Annotated in this window: 15 protein-coding genes; 2 read left to right on the top strand and 13 right to left on the bottom strand. The window is 56.0% G+C overall.

Annotated elements, in window-relative coordinates:
• Nucleotides 1-1,887 carry an outer membrane protein assembly factor BamB family protein gene (locus BUQ90_RS09685; protein WP_143182824.1) on the bottom strand — a complete coding sequence of 629 codons (1,887 nt, stop codon included), beginning with the start codon at nt 1,885-1,887 and terminating at the stop codon, nt 1-3.
• A gap of 86 nt (nt 1,888-1,973) precedes the next feature.
• Between BUQ90_RS09685 and BUQ90_RS09680 the strand changes: the two genes are divergently transcribed.
• Nucleotides 1,974-3,005 (top strand): alpha/beta fold hydrolase, encoded by a 1,032-nt coding sequence (locus BUQ90_RS09680; RefSeq protein WP_074205043.1) that lies wholly within the window; start codon nt 1,974-1,976, stop codon nt 3,003-3,005.
• Nucleotides 3,006-3,049: 44 nt separating this feature from the next.
• On the opposite strand, the gene BUQ90_RS09675 is transcribed toward BUQ90_RS09680, so the two are convergent.
• Complete coding sequence (locus tag BUQ90_RS09675) at nt 3,050-5,554, bottom strand: TonB-dependent receptor (protein ID WP_074205042.1); 2,505 nt, start codon at nt 5,552-5,554, stop codon at nt 3,050-3,052.
• Between the two features lie 392 nt (nt 5,555-5,946).
• On the opposite strand from BUQ90_RS09675, the gene BUQ90_RS09670 reads away from it, so the two are divergent.
• Nucleotides 5,947-6,816 (top strand): OmpA family protein, encoded by an 870-nt coding sequence (locus BUQ90_RS09670; protein ID WP_074205041.1) that lies wholly within the window; start codon nt 5,947-5,949, stop codon nt 6,814-6,816.
• Between the two features lie 123 nt (nt 6,817-6,939).
• Here BUQ90_RS09670 and BUQ90_RS09665 read toward each other — a convergent pair whose 3' ends face one another.
• From BUQ90_RS09665 to BUQ90_RS09615, 11 genes are all read right to left on the bottom strand, one after another.
• On the bottom strand, nt 6,940-9,741 hold the full coding sequence (locus BUQ90_RS09665; protein ID WP_338044526.1) for a phosphoenolpyruvate carboxylase: 2,802 nt from the start codon (nt 9,739-9,741) through the stop codon (nt 6,940-6,942).
• Nucleotides 9,742-9,917: 176 nt separating this feature from the next.
• Nucleotides 9,918-10,949 carry a sugar kinase gene (locus BUQ90_RS09660; RefSeq protein WP_074205040.1) on the bottom strand — a complete coding sequence of 344 codons (1,032 nt, stop codon included), beginning with the start codon at nt 10,947-10,949 and terminating at the stop codon, nt 9,918-9,920.
• Nucleotides 10,950-10,951: 2 nt separating this feature from the next.
• Nucleotides 10,952-11,608 (bottom strand): bifunctional 4-hydroxy-2-oxoglutarate aldolase/2-dehydro-3-deoxy-phosphogluconate aldolase, encoded by a 657-nt coding sequence (locus BUQ90_RS09655; protein WP_074205039.1) that lies wholly within the window; start codon nt 11,606-11,608, stop codon nt 10,952-10,954.
• Between the two features lie 22 nt (nt 11,609-11,630).
• Nucleotides 11,631-12,386, bottom strand: coding sequence for an SDR family NAD(P)-dependent oxidoreductase (locus tag BUQ90_RS09650; RefSeq protein ID WP_074205038.1), 756 nt, complete (start codon nt 12,384-12,386; stop codon nt 11,631-11,633).
• Between the two features lie 32 nt (nt 12,387-12,418).
• Nucleotides 12,419-13,708, bottom strand: coding sequence for an MFS transporter (locus BUQ90_RS09645; RefSeq protein WP_074205037.1), 1,290 nt, complete (start codon nt 13,706-13,708; stop codon nt 12,419-12,421).
• A complete protein-coding gene (locus BUQ90_RS09640; protein ID WP_204244787.1) occupies nt 13,695-14,078 on the bottom strand; it encodes a cupin domain-containing protein in 384 nt (127 codons plus the stop codon). Before BUQ90_RS09640 ends, BUQ90_RS09645 begins: the two co-directional genes overlap by 14 nt.
• The gene (locus tag BUQ90_RS09635) at nt 14,075-16,255 is read right to left on the bottom strand and encodes a heparinase II/III domain-containing protein (RefSeq protein ID WP_074205036.1); all 2,181 of its coding nucleotides are present in this window, start codon (nt 16,253-16,255) and stop codon (nt 14,075-14,077) included. Before BUQ90_RS09635 ends, BUQ90_RS09640 begins: the two co-directional genes overlap by 4 nt.
• Nucleotides 16,252-18,501 (bottom strand): polysaccharide lyase 6 family protein, encoded by a 2,250-nt coding sequence (locus BUQ90_RS09630; RefSeq protein WP_074205035.1) that lies wholly within the window; start codon nt 18,499-18,501, stop codon nt 16,252-16,254. The genes BUQ90_RS09635 and BUQ90_RS09630 overlap by 4 nt, the downstream gene beginning before the upstream one ends.
• 302 nt (nt 18,502-18,803) lie before the next feature.
• On the bottom strand, nt 18,804-21,893 hold the full coding sequence (locus BUQ90_RS09625) for a TonB-dependent receptor (RefSeq protein ID WP_074205034.1): 3,090 nt from the start codon (nt 21,891-21,893) through the stop codon (nt 18,804-18,806).
• A gap of 295 nt (nt 21,894-22,188) precedes the next feature.
• The gene (locus BUQ90_RS09620) at nt 22,189-22,929 is read right to left on the bottom strand and encodes a FadR/GntR family transcriptional regulator (RefSeq protein WP_074205033.1); all 741 of its coding nucleotides are present in this window, start codon (nt 22,927-22,929) and stop codon (nt 22,189-22,191) included.
• Nucleotides 22,930-23,079: 150 nt separating this feature from the next.
• On the bottom strand, nt 23,080-26,118 hold the full coding sequence (locus BUQ90_RS09615) for a TonB-dependent receptor (protein WP_159437083.1): 3,039 nt from the start codon (nt 26,116-26,118) through the stop codon (nt 23,080-23,082).
• Nucleotides 26,119-26,125: the final 7 nt, after the last annotated feature.

Here is a 26,125-nt window from a genome sequence, read left to right as displayed (position 1 = left end):
TCAGTCGATCCCGAACGCCAGCAGGACATTCCCGGGAATCTGACGAAACTTGTCATAGCCACTGTTCACGTAGAGCATGCCTCCGGCGACCACCGGGCCGGCAGAATCTATTGAGCCGCCACGTCCTGCGACGCCATTGACGGTCGCAAACTCCCGGCGGGTGTCCGTGCTCCAGAGGGGCGTCCCGTCAGCGGCAGAGTAAGCACGGAGCAGACCATTCAGCGCACCCGCATATATGACTCCGGCCGCGATGGTCGGTGGTGCCGACAAGGCGGTCATGCATTTGTGCTCCCGTTCCTTGCAGACATTGGGCTCCAGCCTGCTCCACAGGGCCTCGCCCGTTTTGGCGTCATAGGCGTGCAGTCCCTGGCGTGGCGGCCCTTCCGCAAATTCGTTGCCCGGGGTATCTGCAATGCCGACAAACAGGGTCTTGCCATCGCTCGCCATGCCCCAGTGAACTCCGCCATTAAAGCCGCCCATGCCCGCGCGCACCTGCCACAGAATTTTGCCGCCATCATCCGGATCCATGGCATAGATCATCCCGGATTTCTGGCCGGCCAGGATGATGTCTTTGCCGTCTGCCAGCGTTGTCAGTATCGGCGGCGCACCGAAATCGAAATCCGGACCATTTTCTTCCGGACAATTGACTTGCGATCCAAATCTTCCGCAAGCCCCGTTCCAGGCATCCCCTTCAATTGTCTGCGTAATCCATTCGACGGTGCCTGTCTCCAGGTCGAGCGCGATGATGGAATCGCTCTTGTCATTGGCCGGAGAGGAATAATTTTCTCCGGTTCCCACGTAAATCAGCTTCCGCTTGCGATCGATGGTGGGCGTCGACCAGATCGGGGCACCGGAGGGACCGAAACGATCCTTGCCCACGCTGTTCTGTCCGGTTTCGCGGGGCTCATCTGTGGTATGGAACCGCCAGAGCTGCTCCCCGTCACTGGCATCGAGCGCCAGCAAACCGCCGCGGAATGTACAGCATTCATATTCCGGATTGAACGCACTGACGACTTCGGTCGAGGACATCGGAACATATAATCGTCCCTGATAATGGGTGATGGAACCGGTTATCGTGCCCGCCGGATGATCACGCACGGATTTTTTCCAGACCAGTTCGCCAGTCCCGGCCTTCACCGCATAGACAGTGGCGTTAAAGTCGCCGAAGTAGAGCAGCTCGGGCCTTCCGCGGGCATCCAGCCTTATGGTCGGAGCATTCCGGACTTCGGCTTCCGCTTCGTAAGTCCACCAGACACAGCCCGTCCGGCTGTCGAGCGCATAAATGATTCCGGGCTGGCTGCCCATGAACAGCGCTTCCCTGGTAACCGCCGGTTGCGACCTTGCGCGCGCGCCGCCCGGGATGCCGAATGCCCATTTGAGCTTCAGTTTCGGGGCATCGCCATGACCTATTCCGGCCCGCTCTGCTGTCTGGAACCGGGAGTTGCGCAGATTATTGCCCCAGCGGTTCCACAGAGGGGCGGATGTCAGTTCCAGCTTTCCCTCGCACTTATTGGCATGGGCGTTGGCCAATGCATCCTCGCCAGTGGGTCCACCGGTATATTCTGCCACAAGCCGTTTCTCCAAATCCGTCAGAGCGGCACCCTGCTCTTTCATCACGCCCGTGGTCAGTGCGGTGATTATGGCATCCCTCGACTGCAGGCTCAGCGCCGCACGCCTGGGCGCTTCCACCGCGGCATCACTGTCATGACAGGCGGCACAATGTTGCTGATAAAGCGCTTCGCCGGGATCGCTGGCCAGGGTCTCTGTCCCGGACCGAATTGGATCCGCCGCCGCATCAGGCTGGCTTTCGGGTGTGCAGCCTGAGATAGTGCCAGCAACCAGCCAAAGCGATGTCATCGCAAAAAACCGCCGAACCTTAAGGGTCACCTTGCTGCTTCCTCTTGTTGACTATATTTACAATAAGGATGTAAGCCGGGAATGCAAATTGTTCCGAAGCGAAATGTGAGGTTTTCATGCGCCGACTCCCCATCCTGTCGACACTTGCCAGTCTCAGCCTGATCGCCTGCGCTCCGGCATCCGAAGACTCCGGTACCATCAACGCGAGCGCCGCCGAGCAAATCGATCCGGCGGTGGCATATGCCAATGCCAATCGCAGCGGTGCCATCGGTTACAAGCAGGGGTATTTCGGCAGTGGCGATACCCGGCTCCACTATGTCGAGGCCGGAGAGGGTCCGCTGGTCATCCTCCACCATGGCTGGCCGTCCTTCTGGTATAGCTGGTATGACCAGATGGAGATGCTCAAACCGCATTTTCGGGTTGTCGCTGTCGACGGACTTGGCGCCGGTCATTCAGCAAAGCCGCATGATCTGGAGCCATACAAGCTCCCTGCCCTCGCTGCACAACTTGATGACCTGGCCCGGCATCTCGCCGGAGAGGAAAAGTTCATCCTGATCGGTCATGACTGGGGCTCTGTTCTGGCATTGTCCTATGCCCAGGCCTATCCGGACCGCCTCGAAAAAGTGATCGGCATGAACGCACCGCCGCTCAACATGTTCCTGAAATTTCTCAAGGACAGCCCCGAGCAACAGCAACGGTCAGACTATATGGTCCGGATCAAGGACGCGAAACTGTGGCAGATGAAAGCCTTCGGTGCCGGGCTCTCCATCGCCAAGCGCTCCTATGATGGTCTCGTCCGGCGCGGCCATCTGGAGGCAGAGGAAGCAAAACTGTTTCACAACGCCATGTCGGGCGCCGACAGAATGTACGCCATGATGAACTGGTATCGCGCCAATATCCCGGCCTTCGACAGCATTGCCAAAACCGACATGTGGCCCGGCCCCGACGCCGAAATCACGATTCCCGCGCTGATCATCTGGAGCGAAAAAGACACGGTCGTCATACCGGAGCTGGTTGATGTGCTGGCTAACGGACCCGAAAATGTCGAATTCGTCAATCTGCCCGGTATCAATCACTGGACATCCATGGAAAAGCCGGAACTCGCCAATCGGGTGATTGCGGAATTTCTGAACAAAAAGGGCGAGTGAATCGCTTCACTCGCCCCATGGTGATCCAGATCGGGAGAAGTGGATCAGAACTTGAACTTGACCGCCCCGCCATATGTGCGCGGGAAGTTGCGATAACCGGACAGTGAACCGCCTTGCGCCACACTCGGGAAAACCGTTGTGTTATAGACGTCATTGGTAAGGTTCCGGCCCCAGATCGAAAATTGCAGACCGTTTTCCAGCCCGAAGGTGATCGAACCGTTTAACTGTTCGACCGCGCGCCGGAACTGCGGCAGGCCTTCGGCAATCTGCGTATTGCTTTCCATCAGATAATCCGCATGCAAGGTCAGGAAACTGCCGCTGTCGAAATTGTGGGTATAGGTAGCGCCAGCGGTGACATTCCACTCCGGAATACCGGCCGGGCGCAGACCCGTCAGATTTGCCGGCACGACACCCAGAGTGGCGGGGTTGAAAGCTGAACCATCGTCAAAGCTGTCATACTGGGCATCCAGATAGGTGACCGCGAAAGTAAAGGTCAGATCCGGAATGGGTGAAATCGAGGAGTCGAACTCGAATCCCCTCACCGACTGTTCATCCGCATTGCCGAGAACAAAGCCGGTGCCGGTGAAGATATTGCTCTGGAAGCCCTCCAGCGTCTGATCAAATATCGCCAGGTTGAACGCGATTCCTGGCCACTGGCCCTTGATGCCGATCTCATAGACCTCCGCTTCCTCGGGTCCGGCAAATCGCGTGCCCGAAGTCAGATTGGTCACGGCGAGGCCCGCATCACGAATGGGCGAAGCGGCCGGTGCAGGCGACTGGAACGGCGATCCGGGAATAAAGTCCGCCGGGAACGGGCGACTGTCGGTAGACAGGTTGAAGGACGATGCCTTGAAGCCCGTGGCATAGGTCGCGTAGACACTGATATTGTCCGGGAAGTCATAGGACAGCCGGAAAGTGTAGGACAGGTCATTATCCTCGGTACGCCCGTCTTCCACGGCATTGGGGAAGTTCAGGTAAGGCGGAATGAACTGCAGTCCGCGCAACCCCAGGAACGGGTTGGTCGCCGGATCAGAGGCCAGGACCGCTGCCACATCCGGGGTCGCGCCCCCTGCGACGGCGGCATTGAATCCCGCCTGAATCAAGTCGATCCCCGAGAACACATCTGTGCTCACATTATTTTGCACCACCGATTTTTTGTCGTTGGTGTAATTCCCGCCAACCGAAAATGTCAGGCCTTCAAGAATTTCAAAATCCAGCTGTCCGAAGATCGAGATGGCTTCGTTATCATAAAGGAAGTTGGTCATCCGGCCCTGCCCCTGACCACCAAAGGCGCCGGCCGGAATACCCGGAACCAGTGCGCGCAATGTCGGTTCCAGCGAGCTGTAATTGCCGTTGGTCAACAGATCCGCATAGGCCTGAAAATCAGCTCCATATTCGAGAGCACCATTGGTCTCGATATCTTCCTTGAAGAAATAGCCGCCGATCAGGAAATTGAAAAACCCGTCAAAGTCAGAAGCAGCCCGCAATTCCAGCGTATAGGTATCAATCTCGCCCCGCCCTTCACTGCGCTGCACAATGTCTGCCGAGGTGAAGTCAATATCCTGATCACCGAAGGAACTTACGGCGCGGTATGACGTGATCGCCGTGACATCAATGGCATCCAGTGCCCAGTCGGCCTGAAGTGAAACGCCATAGTTTTCAATCTCGTTCACCGATGCGAAATTCAGCGCATTTGTATCACCGAAGCGGTCGTTGGAAATGATCACACCGCCCAGGGCACGAATGGCGTTCCCGGTCGGCCCATCGACAATATTCACAACCGAACAGCAATTCTCGTCAATCTTGTCATAGTCCGCAATGAACCGGAAGCTGAGGTCAGAGCTGGGCTCAAACAGCAATTGTCCGCGCACACCCCAACGATTGCGCTCGTTATTGTCGATTCCCAGGTTAAGATCCTCGACATAACCGTCGCGCTTGTTGATATTTCCGGAGAGGCTGAATGCAACATTATCGGAAAGTGGTCCGGTGATATCGGCCTTGGCAACAATGGCATCGAAATTCCCGTAGGAAAGTTCAGCCGAACCGCCAAATTCGAATTGCGGCGCCTGCGTCACGATACTGATGATACCGGCAGAGGCATTTTTTCCGAAAAGAGTAGATTGCGGTCCACGGAGTACCTCGACACGCTGCACATTGGGCAAATCACCAATCTGCGCGGCGGAACGTGACCGGTAAACGCCATCGATAAAAACGCCGACAGAAGGTTCGATACCCGCATTATTTGCGCCATTGCCGAACCCGCGGATGATGAAATTGGTATTGGCCGAAGACTGCAACTGATTCACCCGCAATGACGGAACCAGCGTCTGCAGGTCAAGCAGATCGCGGACCTGCGAATCTTCAATCTGCTCTGCGCTGGTGACCGAAACGGCAATCGGCGTTTCCTGCAAAGTCGCTTCGCGCTTCGATGCGGTGACGATGATGACATTGTCATCAGCACCATTTTCCTGAGTTTCCTGCGCTATTGCAGGGGCCGTCATGACCAGGCTGCCGATAGCAGTGGTCGCTAGCAATTTTGCTGTGTTCATCCTACTCCCCAGTATTTTTTTCTTATTGACTATATTTCCAATAGCGAGATTTTGGAGCGACTGCAATATGACATTTTTGCAACGCTTCTGATGTGGGGGATCATGAACGGGATCGCCGGGACGACAAAAATACCGCCTGAAAAATCTGTCCTGGTCCGGGACGCCCGGCCACTGTTCGCCGCAATATACACTCGGATTACCCTCAAAACCCATGGTGGTGTCATGTGTGTTAATGTGTCAGAAAGGATGGTCTGAACACTGAGGGGGTTCATGCTGCACATCTTGTATTGCGAATTGATAGGGTCTCTGACCGTGGGCCACGCCAATACCGGGCCTGTCGGTCGAACTGCAAAAACGCAGGGGTCGCACGTATTGAATGAAGGGATAAAATAATGGGATTCATTTACAAAAAACGCACAGCACTTGCTTTGCTTGCTTCGGTTGCAATCGCAGCACCGGCCAGTTTGTCGGCGCAGGAGGAAGAAAAGCCCCTCCTGACCGTTTACGGGACACCACCGGCAGACCTGACCGGCCTGACCGAAGGACCGGAGATCAAAGGTTTCATTTCTGCTCGCGGCGACGCCCGGATGCAGGTTACCGGAGAGAATGGCATCGGCACCGTTGTCATGCTCAGCCAGGGAACCGAAATCCGTGCGCGGAAGGGTCTGCTGGGCCTTGGACGCGCGCGACTTGGCGAAGACGCGCTGCTTAATGGTCTGCCGGTTACGGTCAAGACCGTGGAATGGGGCGGAGGATTGGTCGCCAGTCACATCGCTCTGAAAAACAAGGACCTGAAAACGGCCAGCATGATCCGCAACGGAACGGCTCAGGGCTTTGCCGAACAGACGGCAGCCACCGAAGCGCTGCGCGGCCGGATGGGCGACATCGACAAATATAATATCAAGGGCACGACAAACGTGTATTTCGATACCGGCAAATGGAAATTGTCGTCCCAGGCCGAAGGTGAGCTGTGCAACACTGCGGCTCAGGCCGAAGCAATGGATAATGCCCTGTTGCTGGTTGTCGGTTATACCGATTCAGTCGGAAGCCAGGAATATAACCAGGTCCTGAGTGAACGCCGCGCCGGACGCGTCGTCAACTATCTGCAACAGGCCTGCGGCTGGAAACCTTATCGGATGCTGACTCCGACGGGCATGGCTGAAGCCGATCCTATGGCGGACAATACGACCGCGGAAGGCAAGGCGCAAAACCGTCGCGTTGCGGTCAATGTCCTCGTCAGCAAGAGCGTTGACGGCCTCTAGGATATCCGGAGCGGGCCTCGCTCGCTCCGCGATTTCCATCGGAAATTATCGATGATCTGACTACGCCTCTCTGCACCCTGCAGGGAGGCGTTTCTATTTGCGGCGGCTGACATTCCGGTCCGCCTATCCATGTGCTCCGAAATGATTGGCAATCGCCGTGGAAATGCGCAGCATCAGACCATAGGCATCTTCAATCACGTCTATATAGTCCGACCGGATCCGCGCATATTCCGGCGCGCTGCTGCGCGAGGCCTGTGCGGGTTCATCCATGTCAAAATCATCGATTTCCGGAGCTTCCACCGGATAGGCATCCCGCAGCAAGCTGACCGCATCGGGAATACGCAAGGCGAAGACCATGTCCAATATGTCATCGCGGCTGATATCATTACGGCGGGAAAATGGCGGAATCTGAACCGCCTTCAGGAAAATATGCTGCATGAGTGCCAGCCGCAGCGCGTGCAGAACGCCGAGCGTGCGACGGCGTTCCTCATCGGCGTCCGGAAGTGATTTGGCAGGCAGAAGGTCGAGCAAACGCCGCAACATCAGTCCGTCTATGCGGAGCTGTGTTGCCAGTTGACGGAAGGACTGTGCGCGATTGTCGACCGCCAGACGCTCAGCCAGATCCAGACAGGCCGCTTCCACTTCGGGTTCCGCGCCGCGATAGGGTCGGGTCGCCCAGAATGCGCCGTTAAAAATCTCGCCATAGGCGCCGAGCGTCTTGATGCTGGCCCGCTGGTTGGAAAAGGCCACCAGACGCATCAGGCATGTCGCCCGGTCCGAGCGGGTGAACAGGTCGGCAAAGCGTTCGCGGTCTTCGTTCACCGCCTCCCCGATTCCCGCGATCACGTTGACCGGGTAACCCAGCTGCTGAAGGACGGAATTGTGCGGGATCGCACGAATCCGCCGGAGACTGAGATCCCGCTCCGTAGCGATGTCCGACTGGCGTCGGGATTTGCGGGAACCGGTTTCGTTGAGCAGCGAAAGACCGAACGCCATCAACGCCCGATTATAGCTTTTGTCCTGGAAATAACGTGCCTGGGTCCGCCGGACATCACGATAGAAATCCAGCGAAACATCCGTTTCGGCATAGAAGGGATCCTCGTTCTTCCCGTCGGATTCATTGGCCAACTGGGCTTCCATGATCCGGGTCAGCAGCGCCAGAGCAGTTTGTTCATTGCCAAAATAGACATATCCGTCACCGCCCTGAAAACTGGCTTCCTGAACCAGATCAAGATTGCGGCGGGCAAATTGTGCCCTCGCCCACTGGCTCATCGGGTGCAGCAACCGTTCCCCGATTCCTCCGGGATGCGAGCCGCGTCCCATCGACTCGCCATGAGTGTTGAAGATCAGACCTTCGACATCTGACAGGCCATGCTTGGCCATCGACTGGGCCATCCGTCCCTGCAACCGTTCGATCGCGAGTGCCGCCGGTATCTGACCCAGAAACCGCCCCGCATCGGAAAAGCCCGTCTGGATAGCGATCACTCCCCGAACCCGGACATAGTCCTGATAGGCCGGTTCGGCGAACAGTGCGTCGAGGAAACGACCACCATGCTCCAGCGCCGACTCTGTTTCGAACAGAGGGGAAATGTCGATGCGGTCCTCTATCCCGAATAATTTTGCGAAATAGAGCGCGCAGAGCACTGTCGACGGTTGCTCGCATTCGGCGATCAGCATGCGCACGGGATTGTCACCATCAATATGCTTGATGATCTGGGCGATAGCGAGGAACTGCCGGACAGCGGTGGTATTCTCGATGGCGAGGTTGGCAAAGTTAACGTCAACGGGCTTTGTTCCGGCGATCAGCCGTCGCAAACTGGCCATTGCGCTGCGGCTTTCGACGGCCAGCGACTCCTTGCTGCCCAGATGCCTGCGAATGGCATTGTGCAACTGGGAAGAGTTGATCCGGAAGTGAACGGTTCCGGTTCCCAGTCCCTGGTTCTTCATCGCGGAAACGACGGGAATCAGAGCAGATGCCGTCTTGTCATCCGCCTTCGAAATGACTTTTTCGAGTTTGCTGACGAGGGGTTTGATCGACAGCAATTTTGCTGCGTCCGAAGCGGTCAATGCATTTGCAGCTTCTGAAAGCGCTTCGGTTGAAGAAAGGTCCGCGGAAAAATTGTCCAGCATCTGCTGACAATGAGCCTCAGCCTGTTCCAGCTTTTGACAAACTGTCTGGATATTCTCGTCAACCTTTGCGAGCGGTTCCAGAGCAGCTTTATAGCGCTCTATCTGATTCAGCTTTTCCGAAAGCCGGAACCGCACGGAAGTGGACCAGGCAATATCCGTCCGGCCATCCATGTCATAGCCCACCCATGTCCCGAAGGCGAACGGAGCCGGCCGCAGCTTGCGCCAGTCCTTGGGGTACGACTTGCGCGCCACATCGACCAGCAAACCTGACATCTCTGCCTGCGCATCAGCCGCCGAATTGATCGCACTGACGGCGGCCTGGTGTTCGTCGTCGATCGTGGGAGCCGAATTGGGTTTCAGCGCCGTCGCAGACACTTTTTTCTTCGGGCTGGCAGCCAGCGATGCAAGTTCGGCATATCCATTGGGGTTAAGCAGAAATGTCGGATGGGCGGTAAACACGCAACCGAGCAGCGGCCGGGACCAGCGTGCAGAAAACGTCCGGAAGCTGCTCTCCGCACTCTGCCTCGCTAAACTACGGATTTTCTTCTTGTTCGACGCCGGATCAATTGGCCCGATCAACCCGCTCAAATGCTTCGCGCGCTTCCGAAATGCATCGCGTTCGAGATTGCGGAGTGTGGCATCAAAACCGGCCAGATCGAGAGCATTGCCTTCCAGCTCGCGAGAGAGTTCGAAGCCCAGTTGAAAAACCGGATTGGACATCGGACTCTCGCCGGTATGCGCGTAGAGGGATTTCAGCCGGTCAGTAAGGCCGGTGATGGGTTTCGTCTTTTTCACTATCTGTTTCTTGGCCACTGTTCGGGGTAATCCCTCCAAGTTCTCGGTCTATGCATTTCTCGAACAATATCTGTTCGCGGGACGGGTTGTCATTGGCAACATGTTGGGTACTGCGAGCGCGGCAAACGGCCGGCCTGCCGAACGTCACATTGAATCTGGTCAGTAACATGATGCTGTTACCTTTGCACGCGTCCCGAGCCATCTCCGGCCATGAGTTTTTCGACTTCGGCGACGGACACTCTGTTGAAGTCGCCGAGGATGGAGTGCTTGAGACAGCTGCCTGCAACCGCAAACTCGAGCGATTGCTGGCGGTCTTGATAAGCGTTGAGGCCGTAGATCAGCGCCGAGGCAAAGCTGTCACCGCCGCCGACGCGGTCGACAATGTCGGTAATCTCATAGCGCCGTGACAGCCTGAAGTCGCCGCCCCGCTCGCGCAAACAGGCCGACCAGCCATTGCGGTCCGCGCTCATGCTTTCACGGAGAGTAATCGCAATGGTTGTCATGTCCGGATAAAGTTCGAGAACCTTTTCCGACAGCGCTTCATATTTCCGCGTGTCCAGCTCGCCCGCCTCGACATCGACATCGACGCTGATGCCCAGCGACTTCTGGCAGTCTTCCTCATTGGCAATGCCGACATCAACATGCTTGACCAGCTCGGTCATTACCTCTGGTGCCGTCTTGCCATATTTCCACAGCTTGCCGCGATAGTTGAAGTCACAGGACACCGTCACCCCGGCCGCTTTGGCCGCCTGGACGCACTCAATGCTGAGATCGGCCGAGGCCTGGGTCAGCGCCGGGGTTATACCGGTTATGTGGAGCCATTTGGCGCCATCAAAAATTTCCGCCCAGTCAAAGTCACCGGGCCGGCACTCGCTGATCGCGCTATGCGCCCGGTCATAGATCACCTTCGACGGGCGCTGGTTGGCGCCGGTTTCGAGAAAATAGATTCCGACCCGGTCACCGGACCGGCGCACGTGCGATGTATCGACACCAAAGCGCCGCAGCTCTCCGATCGCACATTCGCCGACATCATTGGCCGGAAGAGCTGATACAAAGCCTGAGTTCAAGCCATAGTTGCTCAGCGCCACGGCAACATTGGCTTCGCCACCACCAAAGGTCGCCTCGAATGCGGGCGACTGGAAAAAGCGCTCGTTGCCGGGCGTTTTCAGCCGCAGCATGATTTCGCCAAAGGATAGATATTCCGCCATGTCTAAGTCTCCGAAGGGCGCGTCTGCTGGCCAATGGCAACCGCTTCGCGCGCCAGTTGTGTTATTGCTTCAAAATTGCCTGCCGCAATCTCGGACGCAGGGGTCAGCCAGCTGCCGCCGCAGGCAATCACCGAGGGCAGCGCCAGAAACTCTGCCAGATTTGCCGCCGAAACGCCGCCGGTCGGCATGAACCGCATGTCCCGGAATACCGAGGACAAGGCTTTCAGCATCGGCACGCCGCCGGCCAGCGAGGCCGGAAAGAACTTCACCGTGCGCAGGCCGAGCGCATAGGCGCGCTGGACCTCGCCCGCGGTCATCGTCCCGGCATAAAGCGGCACCGACCGGCTCAGGCAATATTCGGCCACCTCATCCACCAGGCCCGGACACACCACAAACTCAGCCCCGCGCGCGATTACTTCTTCCGCCTGCGCCACCGTCAGCACCGTGCCGGCACCGACAATACAGCCCGACGTCTCCTTCACGATCGCTTCCATGCAGTCGACCGCTTCGTCAGTGCGAAGCACCACCTCGATCACGCTCAGACCGCCTGCATCGAGTGCACGTGCGGTTTCAACAGCTACCCCGGTGTCGCTGGCTCCGATGAGCGGTACAACCGGTGCAGCAGCGAGACGGCTTTCAAGATCCTGAATGATGTCCATGGCGTTTCTTGCCTCCCTCTTGTCAGGAGAAAAACAATCCCCCGTTGATGTCGATATTCGTCCCGGTAATGAACGATGCTTCATCAGATGCCAAATAGACCGTCGCGTCTGCCGTCTCTGTTGCCATGCCCTGGCGGCGCAGCGGGGTGGAATTGGCGACATTCTCGCGCACGGCATCTGCGGTGAACGTGTCGTGGAACGATGTGGCAATCATGCCCGGACACAGGGAATTGCAGCGGATCCCCTTCGGTCCCAGATCCTTGGCCATGGCTCGCGTAAATGTCATGACAGCGCCTTTCGAGGTGGCATAGGCTGCTGCCCCGGGCCCGCCACCATCACGGCCGGCGAGCGAAGCAAAGTTCACGATCGAACCACCTTCCTTCATATGCGGCGCGACGGCCTTGGTCGCCAGGAAGGTGGATGTCACATTGAGGCGCATGACATGCTCGAAAAACTCCATGTCCATCTCGTCCAGCCCTTTGCGCTCGACCAGGCCGCCGGTGACATTGACCAGAATATCGATGGTATCGCCGAACGCCGCCTGTGCTGCCGCAACCAGACCGTCAACATCTTCCGGCTTCGTCATGTCGCCCTTGCAAGAGATCGCCGTCCCACCGGCAGCTTCAATCTCGGCCAGCGTGTCATTTGCAGCCGCCTCGTTATTGCAGTAATTCACCACAACCCTGGCACCTTCGGCGGCCAGTTTCACCGACACAGCCCGACCAATATCCCGGCTGCCGCCGGTTACAATTGCTACCTTGTCTTTCAATCTAGTCATGTCTTCCCCTGTCAATAAATGAGATGAAAATTCTATGCAGTTGCGGTTTCGGTTTTCGGCTGAAGCGGCTTGATGCTCGGGCAGAGCACGAAGACCGACACCACGGTGAGGATTGCCAGTGCAGCCCCGACCGCGAAGGCCGGTGCATAATTGCCGTCAGCCGTAATGATCGGGATCAGGAAATTGAGCAGCACGACAGCCAGCTTGGCGGCTGTTCCGGCATAACCGGCCAGCGTTCCCACCGACTTTCCGCTGTAAAAGTCACTCGGCAATGTCTGGATATTGCCAACCGCCGTCTGGAAGCCGAACAGAATCACCGCCATCAGCATGACCGCCACCAGCGGCGTGGCAGCCACCGTCGTCGCGAGCAACGAAACCAGCATGATCAGCCCGCCCAGCGCGATGACCGATTTGCGTGTCTTGTTGACCGTCCATCCGGCCTTGATGCGGTTCTGAGCAAGCAGACCGCCAAACCAGGCGCCGAACATTGCACCGATATAGGGAACCGCCGCATAGGTGGCGATTTCCTCGACGCCAAAGCCATATGTTTCGTTGAGATAGAGCGGGAGCCAGCCGACGAACAACCACCAGATCGGATCGAGGAAAAAGGATGCCATGATGACCCCCCAGCTTTCCTTGCGCGTCAAAATCTCGCCAGTGCCTGGCGCATATTCGGCAACTTCGCCGGCTTCTTCATTTCGCTGGCCCGTGAGGATGAACTGGCGCTCTTCCTCCGAAATCCAGGGATGTGCATCAGGACCGCTCTTGTAGACAATCAGCCATGGTATCAGCCATAACAGCCCAAGCACACCAATGGCGATAAACGTCGCCTGCCACGAACCAAGAAACACGAAGAGCAATCCCACAATTGGCGCAGAAACGATGCCGCCAATGGCCGCACCTGAATTGAAGATCCCCTGCGCCAGAGCGCGTTCATTGATCGGGAACCACTCGGCATTGGCCTTGGTCGCGCCAGGCCAGTTGCCCGCTTCCGATACCCCGAGCAGCCCCCGGAAAACCGCAAAGCTCATGAGGTTGGTCGCGAAGGCATGGAGAATGGTCGCTACTGACCAGGCCGCGATGGCGAGCACAAAGCCCAGCCGCACACCGATCCAGTCAAAAATCTTGCCGAACAGTGTCTGTCCGAAAGCATAGGCGAAGGTGAAAACATTGATGATGATCGCATATTCGACCTTGGTCATGCCCAGTTCTTCGGAGATTTCCGGCCACAGAACGGCAAGTGCGCCGCGGTCAATATAGTTGATGATCGTCGCCAGCGCGACAAGACCCACGATCCAGAATCGCAATTTACCCTTCGGCATTATATCCTCCCCCTTCGAGAAAATCTTCACGCACGGGATTGAATATGTCGAGCAGAGAGCCTGCTTCCATGCATGTGATTCCGTGGTCCGTATCCGGTGTGATCATGACACTGTCACCGGCCGCCAATTCCTTTTCCCTGCCGCCCATCATCGACCGAAACCGGCCGGATTCGATGTAGGTGATCTGGCTGTGCGGATGCTGATGGACGGTGCCGGACACGCCCGCTTCGAACCAGAGACGGCACAGCATCAGATCCGGGCTGTAGCTCAAAATCTGCCGCTTGATGCCGGGTTCGAGGGCTTCAACCGGCGCATCGTGTGCGAGAACAAATGCCTCGCTGTGCTGATCCTGCATTGCGGTATCCGTCATTGCACACCTCCCCCGAGCCGGACGTGAGCAGCAAATCCTTTCCAGCTGATTTTCTCTCCGCCAATTATGACGGAATGCGTTCTCGAGCGATCCTGATCATAGGAAATGGCGAGCACGGATTTCGCACCGGCGAGCGTTTGGATCAGGAGCAGGTCTGCGTCTCCGTGCCGGACATGCCGGATCGTTCTGATCTGACTGTCGCTGGCGGTGGTGCGCTCCGCCGCCCCGTCATAGCGCCCATGGCCTTCAAGGATGCCGGCAAATACCGTATCACCCCCGCTGGCCACTCGCTGAACCAGTATTTGTTCGCGGCGCAGGTTGAAATCCGGATCATTGGCGCCGCTTTCGGCCAGGATGGTTTGGCTTCCGGCCTGCGGCACCCATCGGGTCGTGTAAAAGCGGTCATCGGTTATCCAGGTGACAAAAGCCTTGTCGGCACTGGACGGCTGGCCAGTCGCATCGACCCAGATATGCTGATAGCCATTGCCCTCGCCAAGTACCGGCCGGTCAGCGACGTTTGACTCCAGCTCAAAGCCCACCCGCATGATATGGCCGTTATAGTGGAGCGGCAGGTCATATTGATGATCATTCCCGCCATCGACGCGCATGACATCGGCAGCAACGGGCCGATCCAGTCCTTCGATATCGAGCAAGGCCAGGGTACGAGTAAATTCGACACCGGGATAGGCGCCGGTCATTTTCGCAGTGCTGATCTGGCTGCCCATTTCGTCAGAGAAATACAGCTGCTGCGGTGCCAATTTGTCCGCCGCCTTTCGATCCCCGTTGAAATGGCTTTTCTCGTCCACCACAAGGCTGTTGTGCGCGATGCTCTGCTTCGCCCAGCTTTCGTTTTCGGGCAGATAGCGCCCGCCCTGCTTGGCCTCGATGTTCAGAAAACGTGCCGCGCCGTAATCACTGACAATCTCGTGGCCGTTGTCATAATATTGCCAGCTCAGCTTGTCGAAATGGCCATGCCCCATGCCTTGCGAACTGTTTTTGGCCACCAGCGCCTGCCCGGTCCAGCCATCGCCCTTGCGCATAATCGCTACCGCGCCCTGCTTGCCTTCCGGACCATCGGACAGAAGCAGGGAGCGAAACGGGTAGGCCTTCGCCTTCCCGGCGGCGAGATCACGCGCAACGCGCATGCCGTCATCGGTTAGAACGGTCCGCCCCTGCCATTCGGCAATGGAAAGCAAGCCGGGGTCGCGGGTCTTGCTGTAGGCCACCGCTACCCCGTGATAGAGCTCGTCCGTCTTCAGGCTCTTGTCGCGGATCGCATCGTTAAACGGGAAAAAACGTCCGGCATAGGTCAGCTGGATCGTCGTCCGGAGCGCTTTCAGCAAGATCCCGTCGCGATGATCGAAAATTTTGCGCGACGGGTCGTTCTTCTCGATCGCCCCGGCAAAAACAACAAATGGCTTGAGCGCAAACCGCTGATAATAGGGGCCTTCCGTATAATAGCCGTCGGGAGAAAAGAGCAACTCGCTCTGGCGGAGGAATCCGGTCTGACCGCTTTTGTCAAGCCCGAGCAAAGCGATATTGACCAGTTCCGGATCCCCGAGAACATAGCCGGTCATCCCGACACCCGCTGTCGCCCATGTCGCGTGATTATGGATTTTGCTGAACGTGACCGCCGAACCGGTCGAAAGAAACTCTGCGGCCTTGCGGAACAGATTGTCATCAATGTTTTTGCGATCTGCCGCGGAAAGACTGGACCGGATCGCCTCATAGCCCTGAATGCTGTCCACCAGCCACATGGCGTCGTTCAGCACCTGCCAGAACAACCGGCCCGAACTCTGGCTGTTCTTGCGCGCCGGGTGATCGCCCAGTTTCGGATAGAGTTTTGCATAGGCAAGCAGCACATCACGAACATAGTCCGCATATTTCTGTTCGCCCGTCAGCTTGTAGAGCTGTCCGCCCTGGTAAATGACCTTGAAATTCTGCTTGTGCTGTTCGTGTGTGTAGCCACCACCCGGGTCTTTCGGAAAAGGCACCACAACCCCCGCCTTCATCATCCGGTCAACGAACGCGCGTGCACGGTTGAGTTCGCTGGCAAATAATGGTGCGGAAATCTGCGCCGTCGTGGCGGAACCGGCCTGGGAGTACTGGGCCGGCCCGGCCACGGCGGCGGAAGACACAGCTCCCCATAAAGCCGCGGACAGGAGCGCACCCGTCATGGCTTTACTGCGCCTTCAAATTGATTGCCGGAGAGAATGGCGCGATGGGCGCCTTCAAAATTCAGTTCCTCGAGAATGGGCTCCGGCATGTTTGCGGATTTATTGCCCGAGATCCGCGTCTGCGGGCGCCCCACCGTATGGACGATTTTGATCGGTGCCGCGTCGAGGAAATTATTGCCGCTGATATCGGCATGCTGGACACCATGCAGGACCATGGACGCACCGGTGATGTTGTTCTTGCTCAAACCCACATTCAAGAAATTGGAGCCGGTCAGCGAGAAATGCGGGCCAAAGGTGCTTTCATCCCTGCCCCCGCGATAGACGTTAAAGATCTCGCCACCAATATCCTGGAAACTGGATCCGGAGATTTCAATATATTCCGCGTTATACTGGCCATAATCTTCCGTCTCTGCCGCTGCCTGCAGAATCGAACCGGAGATATTGAGAAAATTGCTGTTCTTGATGCTGACGCGATCGGCAAAGGAGCTCTTTCCGAGACTGATCACATGGAAAGACCGGTTAACGTCGAGGTTCGTCACATTGACGCCATCCAGATCGATCAGGAAATTGGACTGGATCGGGAAAATCGTCGTGCGGATCACGGCATTGCCAACTGAATCCGGAGCCATCCCGCCATCGATCGTGAGACTGGAAAGGCGCAGGCTGCCACCTTGCCGGATTTCTACCAGAGACGGACGCGCGAAACTGATCGTCGCAACCCCGTCTTTTGGCCCTTCAATTGAGACCGTTTTGTCCAGAGGCAGGACCTTGTTCACCAGATAGTCGCCCGCTGCGAGGACAAGCTGATCGCCGTCAGCAGCGGTTGCAAAGGCTTCGGTCAGGCTGTCCTCACCGGGCGCGACGGCTATGGCCTTGCCCGTTCCGAAGCGCCCACCGACCGGTGGCTTGGCATACCATTTGACGCCAACCTCTTCACGCGTGACAGGCTTCAGATCACGAGAGGCTCCCAAAGTCAGGCCCTCCGGATAGAGCAAGCCGTTTTCGGCACGAACGAGAGCCACATCGGTTTCCGAGATTCCCTGGACCGGCTTTTCCGTCCGGCCTTTGCTCAACAAATTGTCGGCAAATGCAATGCCGCTGATGTCGTCCTGAATCTTGATGAATGTACCCGAATCCGTGCCAGTCAAAAGATTATCCCGGAACCGGCTGTCGACCGGCGCAGCAGATCGCTCGGTATCGGCACCGGCACTAAATGTAATGCGGCTGCTGTCCACGACACTGTTATTCTCTATGGTGGCGTTGCTCACCTCGACATAGCGGTTGACCGGAGAATTGGGCACGCCGTTCATAACAGTCAGCGCGCTGGCAAAACCGGTTCCGCGCAAACCCTCCATGTAATTGTTGCGCACGGTCTGGTCGCGATTGATCACGCGAATACCGCCGGTATGGTCCTTGCCATTGCCGAAAAAGACATTGTTTTCAACAAGATTGCCATCACCATGGCGCAGCGTCAGCGTTCCGCTCGATTCAAAGAATACATTGCCGCGAAACACGTTTTGCCCGGCCTTGGAGGAGATAATTTCCACCTCACCGTCGCAGCGGTCGAAATAATTATTCTCGACCGTGGTGTGCGAATTGAACATCGAATATTTGCTGGTGCCGATGCGCAGGGTTTCCCCGCCATTGGATCCCAGAACCGGACGGGGCCCGAAATAATTATGATCAATGCGGTGATAATTTTCCTGGCTCTCCGATGAATCGAGCCGCACGGCAAAGGTCACGCCTTTGTTGGTTTTCCCGACCAGATGATTGTGATCGAAGCGGTTATGCTTGCCATACATGCCGACCCAGTAGTCACTCTCGTACCGATCGGGCTTGCTGAAGTGATCGATGACCACATTTGTGACCCGGCTGTGATACGCCAGATCCTGTTTGGACCGGCGAAACGAAATGACTTCGCCGGTTGGACTGTAGCCGTTCTTGAAGACCAGTCCGGCAACGATCATGTACCGGCCACCGATGCGGAGATTGGACTGACCGGACAGGATCACCTTGCCGGCATTTTGCGGACGGAGCGTGATCGGCTTCGCCTTTGTTCCCTTGCCGGAAAATTTGATTTCGAAATCTTTCCAGACACCATTGGCCAGAACGATGGTGTCTCCCGCGACCAGTTTCTTCTCGGCGGCGAAATAGGTCTTCTGGTCTTTGACAAAATAGACTTCGGCGGAAACTGGCGTTGCCGCCAGAATGCATGCTATCCAAAACAGGCCGCGCCTGAACACCATCCCCAAACATCCTTTTGTTCTATAAGTACCGGGTATCAAGCCATATTCAAATTGTCAACCAGTTTATATTACCAAAATAGTATACCAATTATGGGTGACCCTAAGACGCAGGTTTTCCGGGACCAGATCGGCGCGGCCGGGATAACCCGTGCCGCGCCATCCCAGGAATCGGAATGACAAATCCCAAACTGTTGATTTGTCATTCCGAGCACACCCGGCCCATTTTTTTGCCTGCGCTGCCCCTTCGTGCCTGAGGCAATATGACAAGCGGACGGACCGGGTTTTCGGTAGTGCGACCCGAACTAAAAGCTCATTGTGGCACCAAATGTCAGCCGACGATCCGGAAGACCCTGGTTACAAAACAACGCACCGGAATTGATGCATGATTGCGTAATGTCGGACTTGAGCAGATTCACGCCTTCCACACCGATGTTCAAATAGTCGGTCACATCGTACGTGATGCTGGCGTTCAGCTGCCCGCGGGCCTCCGTAACTATCGGAAATCCTATTGTACTGCCCAACGAAGCACCAGCAGCCGTATCCAATGTCCGGAATGCATCGCGCCATGTGTAACGCGCACGAGCCGAAATTCCATATTTCTCGTAGTACAACGTCACATTGTAGGCATGCGGCGAAAAGTCCAGCAGACCGCGTGTTGCCGTGAAGGGCCCGGCAAGACCACTGCTGGATTCCAGGATTTCCGTACCACGGCTATCGGCATCAGATGTGTCCTGAATCAAACCGCCGCCAAATTTCTGATAGGTATAGTTGGCAATCACACCGAAGCCGGATGCAAATCCCAGCGCATCCTCGAATTGAGAAAGATCATATTGGAATGCAATCTCAATACCGGTTTGAGTGGTTTCACCAGGGTCGTTGACGGTTGTGTTAATTGGAACACATAGTCCGTTCCCGGGGACATCGGACAAGACATTGCGATCAGGTACCGGATTAAAGATTCCTCCGCCTTCGCAAGGATCGGTTATGTCGCGGAAACCGTTGGCATCTTCGACAGCTGCTTCCGTCAGAGTCTGGAACAGATTTGTGCGTGTTTTGTGGAAGAAGCCGACACTGATTACGGACGATGGCGCAAAATACCATGACAGCGAAGCATCAAATGAGGTGACGGTTTCTGGTTGCAGATCGGGGTTACCGATCACCACAGCATTGTTCGGACCGGTTGGAAAACTGATCGACGTGGACAGCGCGTTGAAATTTGGACGGTTAATATCTTCGGTCCAGCTGGCACGCAAAGCCAGATTGTCGGTCAGGTCTGCGACGAGATTTACACGCGGCAGAATCTGGTCGTAATTGCCAGATGTCGTCACCTGAGAAACCACGCCATTGGCAATCTGGTTACCAATCGAATTGACCCTCGAGCTGACATAACGAAGGCCCACATTTCCGCGAACCTGGCCGAAGTCAAAATTCGCCTGCCCGTAAACGGCATGCGTTGTTTCGTTGATGCTGAACGAAGCCGCAACATTGCCGGCATCGTTCGGGTCTAGATCAGATAATAATCGGCCACCGTTGGCAATTGCAGCCATTCCACCCGGGGTCGCATCAAGCGCAGCCTGCAACGCATTAAATGTACCCTGCCGGTCATTAAATGCCAGGTTGGGATTGATCGTAATGAAATTCCGAATAGCCAAAGTCCGGCCATCCGCGTCTCCGAAGTTATTTGGTCCCACAGCAAGAAGATCAGAGAATGTGGTACCGAACGGGCTGTTATCCAGGTTGCCGGTGCTAAAGGTTGACCGAAGTCGCGTGAAGTCAGATTCCAGTCTGTTGTAGCGATAGCCCCAATCAAATGAGGTGATAAAGTCGCCAATATCTTCGAGATCCAAGCTAAGATCGATACGCCCGGCTATTTCATCATTCTCCGTCCTGTTGTTGCTGGCAGTTACCGCATCCAGCACCACATTCGCGCCGCTAAGATCAGTCAGATCTGCAACGGTAGGCGCAAAGGGTGAATCGAAGTTGATGCCGAATGCTAGCGCACCGCCAGTCAAATCATAGACGAACGGGACGGCATTATCGTTACTGCCGTTTCCAGCCAGAAACGGATCCAGCGCAAGCGGATTGGGGTTGATGAAATTCAGCGTAGTATCAAGCTGCGGCTGTGAGGTTTTGGCACTTGTTCGTGACGCCTCTACCCGAGCTGAAAGTCGGCCGGTTTCGTATTCCCCACCAATCCTGAACAAAGTGCTTTCAGTAAGACGGGCACCCGTATCGCTCGAGAAGCGCAGATTGGGATCATCATCATCATCGGCGATATCCGGCTCGATGAAGCCGGTCAATGCCGCCTGGATTGTGCCCAGGTTCACACCGCCCAACGAACCAAAATTTACCGTCTCAAAAGTTGCCGGAACATTGTGGTCACGCAAGCTACTGACACCCGAAGCCTGGATACGCGAACTATCCTGACGACGCTCCTGGTCGTTGTAGAAGCCATCGAAGAAGAGTTTCAGATTGTCACTGGGAGCCCATTCAATCGAACCAGCAATATTGATTGTGTCATACTCAAAATTCTCGAGCTCCTGATTGAGAAACTGAATTCCGAGATAGTCAAAATCCGGGCCCGGAGCACCAGTTCCGGCCTGCACGCTTTCGCCGACCTCAATAAGGGTATCGCGGTCAACGCGGGGACGGAATGATGTTGCTTCTTGCTGAGTATAACTACCAGCAATCACAATGCCTATTTCGCCCGCACCAGTATCCCAACGATCCCCAAAGCTCCCTGCAATCCTGGGTTTGATGCTGTCGGAAAGCTCACTATACTCCCCTTGCGCCCGGATCGTTGTCAGACGTTCGGTCAAGTCAAGTGGGCGAATTGTGCGCAGATTGATGGTACCGCCTACCGAACCCTCGATAGTGTCCGCTGTTGGCGACTTGGTAACTTCAACGGCAGCAATAATCGCTGCATTGACATCCTCAAAGCTAATACCACCGCGGCCCGAAGCTGGATTGCCGGTAAAGTCATTTCCCGTGCCCGATCCAATGGTGCCGACACCATTGATCTCGGTACGGTTTGCGCTGGTGCCACGAATTTGCACACCTACACCTACACCACCTCGACGGGTGATCTGAACACCAGTGACGTTTTCCAGAACCTCAGCGAGATTTTGGTCCGGCAGTTTTCCGATATCCTCGGCCTGAATAATTTCCACAAGACTGTCTGCGGATCGCTTCTCTTCCAGCGCACTGGCGAGCGAACTGCGAATGCCGGTGACGACAATCACGCTGTCTTCCGCGTCTGCCGTTTCAGACGCCTGCTCGTCCTGCGCATGAACAGGCGCAGCGACCATGGTCATCGCCGTGCCCGCCATGAGGGCTGCAGACAGCTTCAGTTGTGAAAAGTTTTTGCGCGCGGAAATGCCGGCGTGATTCATCGATTCCTCCCCAGTAGATTTTTTATAATTGTGCAATTTACTGGACAGAACAAACCAAAGAGTCAACCTTTAAAGCATACCTTTAATGATTTTATTGTCATACCAATAAGATATTCCAATCGACATGCCTCCTCTGGTTTCAGCCGAAACCTGTTCTGGCCTTTTTGGGTAACAACCAAAGTCCAATTCGAGTTCGGTGAAGGCCGGTGATTCCGGACAGCGCCAGACGCAAGCATTCCCGCTGTCGGAATCCCACCGCCACATTCTTCCAAAAAGGCGCGTCAGAAAGAGTGGGTTAGCCCATCCGGGCGACGTCGAGAAAGCGCTCGCGACTTTCGATCGCGCGTTGCTGAACTTCGCGCATGGCTTCCTGTTCGGTGACATCCAGCATCGAACCGATCAGGCGGAGAAAATGCTCGCGCATTGCCCGGCGCGCGGCCGACGGGTTACGGGCCTTCAGTGCATCAAGAATGGCCTGATGTTCTTTCGCCCGTGCAGCGGCATCTTCCTCGCACACCGCATCATAGCTGTGTTTCACTTCGGGGAGCTCTTCCCGCATCCGCCAGAGGGACTCGATCGCATATACCATCGCCCCGTTGCCGGAAGAGCGGGCAATGGTCGCATGAAACTCGCGGTCTGCGGCCAGCGATGTTTCCTCGTCGCTCTTACCCATGGTCTCGATCAGCTCATCGAGTTTTTCGAGATTCTCATCGGAGATGATCTTGGCAGCCAGAGCCGCAGCCTCGGCCTCGATCAGCGAGCGCGCCTCGGTGACTTCAAATGCGCTGACTTCGGGCAGCTGTCCCGGATGATGGGGCTGCTCTTCGCTGACATAGACGCCGGAGCCAGTCTTGATCTCGATACGGCCGATGGCCTGCAAGGCGATTTCAGCTTCGCGAATGGTTACACGACTGACTTCAAATCTTTCGGCCAGCTCTCGTTCGCCAGGCAAACGCGTGCCGGGCGGAAAAACGCCTTCATCGATCAACTGACCAATCTGTTCGGCAATACGGTGAAAAAGCCTCTGCTCAGCCATATTCCAGCGAACTCCCTTTCATGCAGTTGCGACCCGTTGATTTCTGTAACTAACGCAAAACCCTGTAATTTGTCGACCGCTTTGGTCTAATAATTGTAAACATGCTGGTGCAGCGGTCCAGGGGACCACTGCACCAGCCCCCTGTTGGAACTAGAACTTGAACCGGACACCGGCAAAATAGCGCGGTCCGTACACCTGGATGGCACCGAAATCATCCGGAGCCCCGCGGAAATTGGTGCGTGGCTCATTGAACAGATTGATACCCTCCAGTGTGAACCGCACATTCTTGTTAAGCTGATAAGAGATCCGCGCTTCGAATACCCCCACATCGTCAACATAGCGCACGCGGCCCGGGGTCGATACGAATTGCTGGAAATAGTTGCTCCGGTATTTGTAGACGCCTTGCGCGCTGAATCCGCCGATCTCGTAGTAGAGCTGAGCCGCCAGAACATGCTTCGAAAATCCGAAGAGGTTTGAAGGCGGGATAAGTCCGTTGAGAGTGAACGGCGTTGTGGAACCGTCAGGATTTACGACAAAATCTGTGATCGTTCCAAGCGTATCGTCGTCGAATTCAAAATTCGAATCGGCGTAGTTATAGCTAAGCTTGAACCCCAAACCATCAAGCGGTTTTGGCAAGTAACTGAAACGATGAGCCGCCGTAATTTCGACGCCATAAATGGTGCTGGTCTCGTCACTAGTCTGGGTAGTCCTGACCACAGTAGGAAGATCCTGCCCATCAACTGTAAAAATTTCGGTTCGACCGACGGTCTCAAAACCGCCATTGAAGCTCTTGTAATAAGCGTTGAGGGCGAGGATCGTATCTTCGTTCGGGTACCACTCGATACCCGCATCGACGTTCCAGGAAAGCAATGGTTCGATAAAGGGATTGCCAGTGGCATTAGCCGTCCCGATTGCATCTGCAATATTGGTGACGGTCTCATCAGCCAGTGCGGTGAATGTCCGGCCAAAGCTCAAATCCGAAGGATCAGGCCGGGACAATGCCCGATAAACAGCAAACCGACCGAGCAGATCTGGCTGGAATTCTGCAACGACATTCAAGCTTGGCAGGAACTCGGTGTAAGAGATACCGCCGACTACCGGGACAAGAGAATCCGTGTCTTCAGTAATGACCAGTTCGCCCTGCGCATTAAACGATGCAGAAAGCGTACCACGGAACCCCATTGACTCGACATCTGTATGGATCACTCGCACACCAATATTGCCGCGAACAGGCGTACTGCCCCACTCGCTGTCAAAATTGGCCTGAACATACCCGGCCCAGGTTTTCTCTTTCAAATCCGTGTTTTGAATGGAGTCAAAGTCACCCGTCGGGAAGATGACATTGCCATCAGAATCAAACTGGAGCCCGGATGGATCCTCGCGCTCCAGCACCTGAGCAATACAGCGCGCGTCAAAAGTGGCAAAGGTGTTGGTAGTACTTATAACATTGCCTGCAGCATCGACATTGGTGACCAACGGGTTCCCACCTGACACCGACCCAAGAAAACCGCTTTCCGGAAAAGACGTCCTGCACTCCTGATTGGCAACAGCCAGTGCGCCAGTTGTGCTTGTATCATCATAATTGATCTGCAGCCGGCTCGTCCCGTTAGCCGCTCCCGGCACGTCCCGATATTCCAGTTCCTGGAACCGGAGGCCAGCCTGCAATGATGAAAAGAAACCATCCATCTCATATTCGGCATCGCCACGAACCGCCCAGATACTGTTGTAACGATCCTGTTCCAGATCGGCTCGCAATCTGGGATCGTTAGCAAACAGGTCGTAGTTATTCACATCAAAATCCTGAACGACAAAATTCAGGCCTTGCGAACCGTTACGACGGATTAATACTGCCGTCTCAACGCGGTCATCCTGCGTACTGCCGTCGCTTTCCAGGCTGGGCGTCCAGGCGCCGGTGTTGCCGAATATGTCCTCGTCATCCTCGGTCCGGAATCTTATCTGTACGGCTTCCTCAATCCGCTGTGTCTGGGAATAAGAGGCATCAAAACTGAGTTTCAGCCGTTCGCTGGCCTGGACGTCAATTGACAATCCGCCGCCATAATATTCCTCATCCCGCTCCAGATATTCGCTGACCGCTTCAATCCGCTGTTCATTGGTGAACTGTCGCAGCGCTCCGGTCTCGGTAAAAATCAGATCGAGATCGATACGGTTGGGATCACCCGGACCATCAATCCGGCGTCCTTCCGCGAAGTTCAAGTCGCTGCGCTGTTCGCGGAACAGGCGTTTGGAATATTGAAAATCGGCATTGATATCGACATCGGGGCTGGGCTTGAACTGAATCGCGCCAAAGAAGGAATCTCGCGTATCGTCGGTAATGTTCGAGCGAAAGGCATAGCTGTTCCGCGCAATCACGAAGTCATTGGTGATCGAACCGTCACGCAAGCCTGCGATGGTATCGCTGCTCGTGTCGCAGTTTCCGTCATCGAATACGCCATCGCTGGTGGTTGTCGGATCAAGCACACAGGCGCGTATCGTGTTGGAAACGTTCGCTTCCTGTTCGGGATTGGTCGTTTCATTGCGCGAATAACCCAGCGAAATACCCAGTTCTCCACCATTTCCCAGTTCAAACTGGTCAACATAACTGACCGTGGCGCGATATCCGTATTTCTGGAACCGCTGATCCGAATCAATATCCAGATTATCGGGATTGGCATTCAGCTTGAAATCGCCCTGGAACCGGCGTTTTCCATAATCCAGCGGCCTGATCGTTTCGAGAGCGATCTGACCTGCCACACCGCCTTCGATATAGCTGGCCGCCTGGGTTTTGTAGATTCCGATCTTGTTGAACAGTTCCGACGGGAACTGGCTGAAATTAACCGAGCGATCACCACTGCCATTGGATGCGATCCGGCCGTTGATCACCGTTGATCCCAGAAACGGTCCCAGACCGCGGATGGAGATTTCCGTCGCCCCACCCTGCTCGCGATGCGATCCCGCACCGGTCAGTGTTTCCAGTGCCTCACCGATCGAAAGCGCTGGCAGGTCGCCAATTTCCTCAGCCGAAAGCGCATCGAAAACTTCGGTGGCGATTCGCTTTTCCTCGATCGAATTCTGGATCGTGCCCCGGATCCCGGTGACGACGATGACATCGCCTTCCTCTGCGCCGGCTGCCTGATCCTGTTCCTGTGCGTGCGCCGGAACGGCCAGCGCAGCGGTTGCACATCCTGCCATCAAAAAT

Origin of the sequence: Parasphingorhabdus marina DSM 22363 (assembly GCF_900128895.1) — a bacterium.
Classification (GTDB): Bacteria; Pseudomonadota; Alphaproteobacteria; order Sphingomonadales; family Sphingomonadaceae; genus Parasphingorhabdus; species Parasphingorhabdus marina.
This window is presented reverse-complemented; position numbering and strand designations above follow the sequence as displayed.

Coding starts and splice junctions, on each gene's coding strand:
- BUQ90_RS09680 (WP_074205043.1), top strand. CDS start 1,974: ATGCGCCGACTCCCCATCCTGTCGACACTTGCCAGTCTCAGCCTGATC.
- BUQ90_RS09675 (WP_074205042.1), bottom strand. CDS start 5,554: ATGAACACAGCAAAATTGCTAGCGACCACTGCTATCGGCAGCCTGGTC.
- BUQ90_RS09670 (WP_074205041.1), top strand. CDS start 5,947: ATGGGATTCATTTACAAAAAACGCACAGCACTTGCTTTGCTTGCTTCG.
- BUQ90_RS09660 (WP_074205040.1), bottom strand. CDS start 10,949: ATGGCGGAATATCTATCCTTTGGCGAAATCATGCTGCGGCTGAAAACG.
- BUQ90_RS09655 (WP_074205039.1), bottom strand. CDS start 11,608: ATGGACATCATTCAGGATCTTGAAAGCCGTCTCGCTGCTGCACCGGTT.
- BUQ90_RS09650 (WP_074205038.1), bottom strand. CDS start 12,386: ATGACTAGATTGAAAGACAAGGTAGCAATTGTAACCGGCGGCAGCCGG.
- BUQ90_RS09645 (WP_074205037.1), bottom strand. CDS start 13,708: ATGCCGAAGGGTAAATTGCGATTCTGGATCGTGGGTCTTGTCGCGCTG.
- BUQ90_RS09640 (WP_204244787.1), bottom strand. CDS start 14,078: ATGACGGATACCGCAATGCAGGATCAGCACAGCGAGGCATTTGTTCTC.
- BUQ90_RS09635 (WP_074205036.1), bottom strand. CDS start 16,255: ATGACGGGTGCGCTCCTGTCCGCGGCTTTATGGGGAGCTGTGTCTTCC.
- BUQ90_RS09630 (WP_074205035.1), bottom strand. CDS start 18,501: ATGGTGTTCAGGCGCGGCCTGTTTTGGATAGCATGCATTCTGGCGGCA.
- BUQ90_RS09625 (WP_074205034.1), bottom strand. CDS start 21,893: ATGAATCACGCCGGCATTTCCGCGCGCAAAAACTTTTCACAACTGAAG.
- BUQ90_RS09620 (WP_074205033.1), bottom strand. CDS start 22,929: ATGGCTGAGCAGAGGCTTTTTCACCGTATTGCCGAACAGATTGGTCAG.
- BUQ90_RS09615 (WP_159437083.1), bottom strand. CDS start 26,118: ATGGCAGGATGTGCAACCGCTGCGCTGGCCGTTCCGGCGCACGCACAG.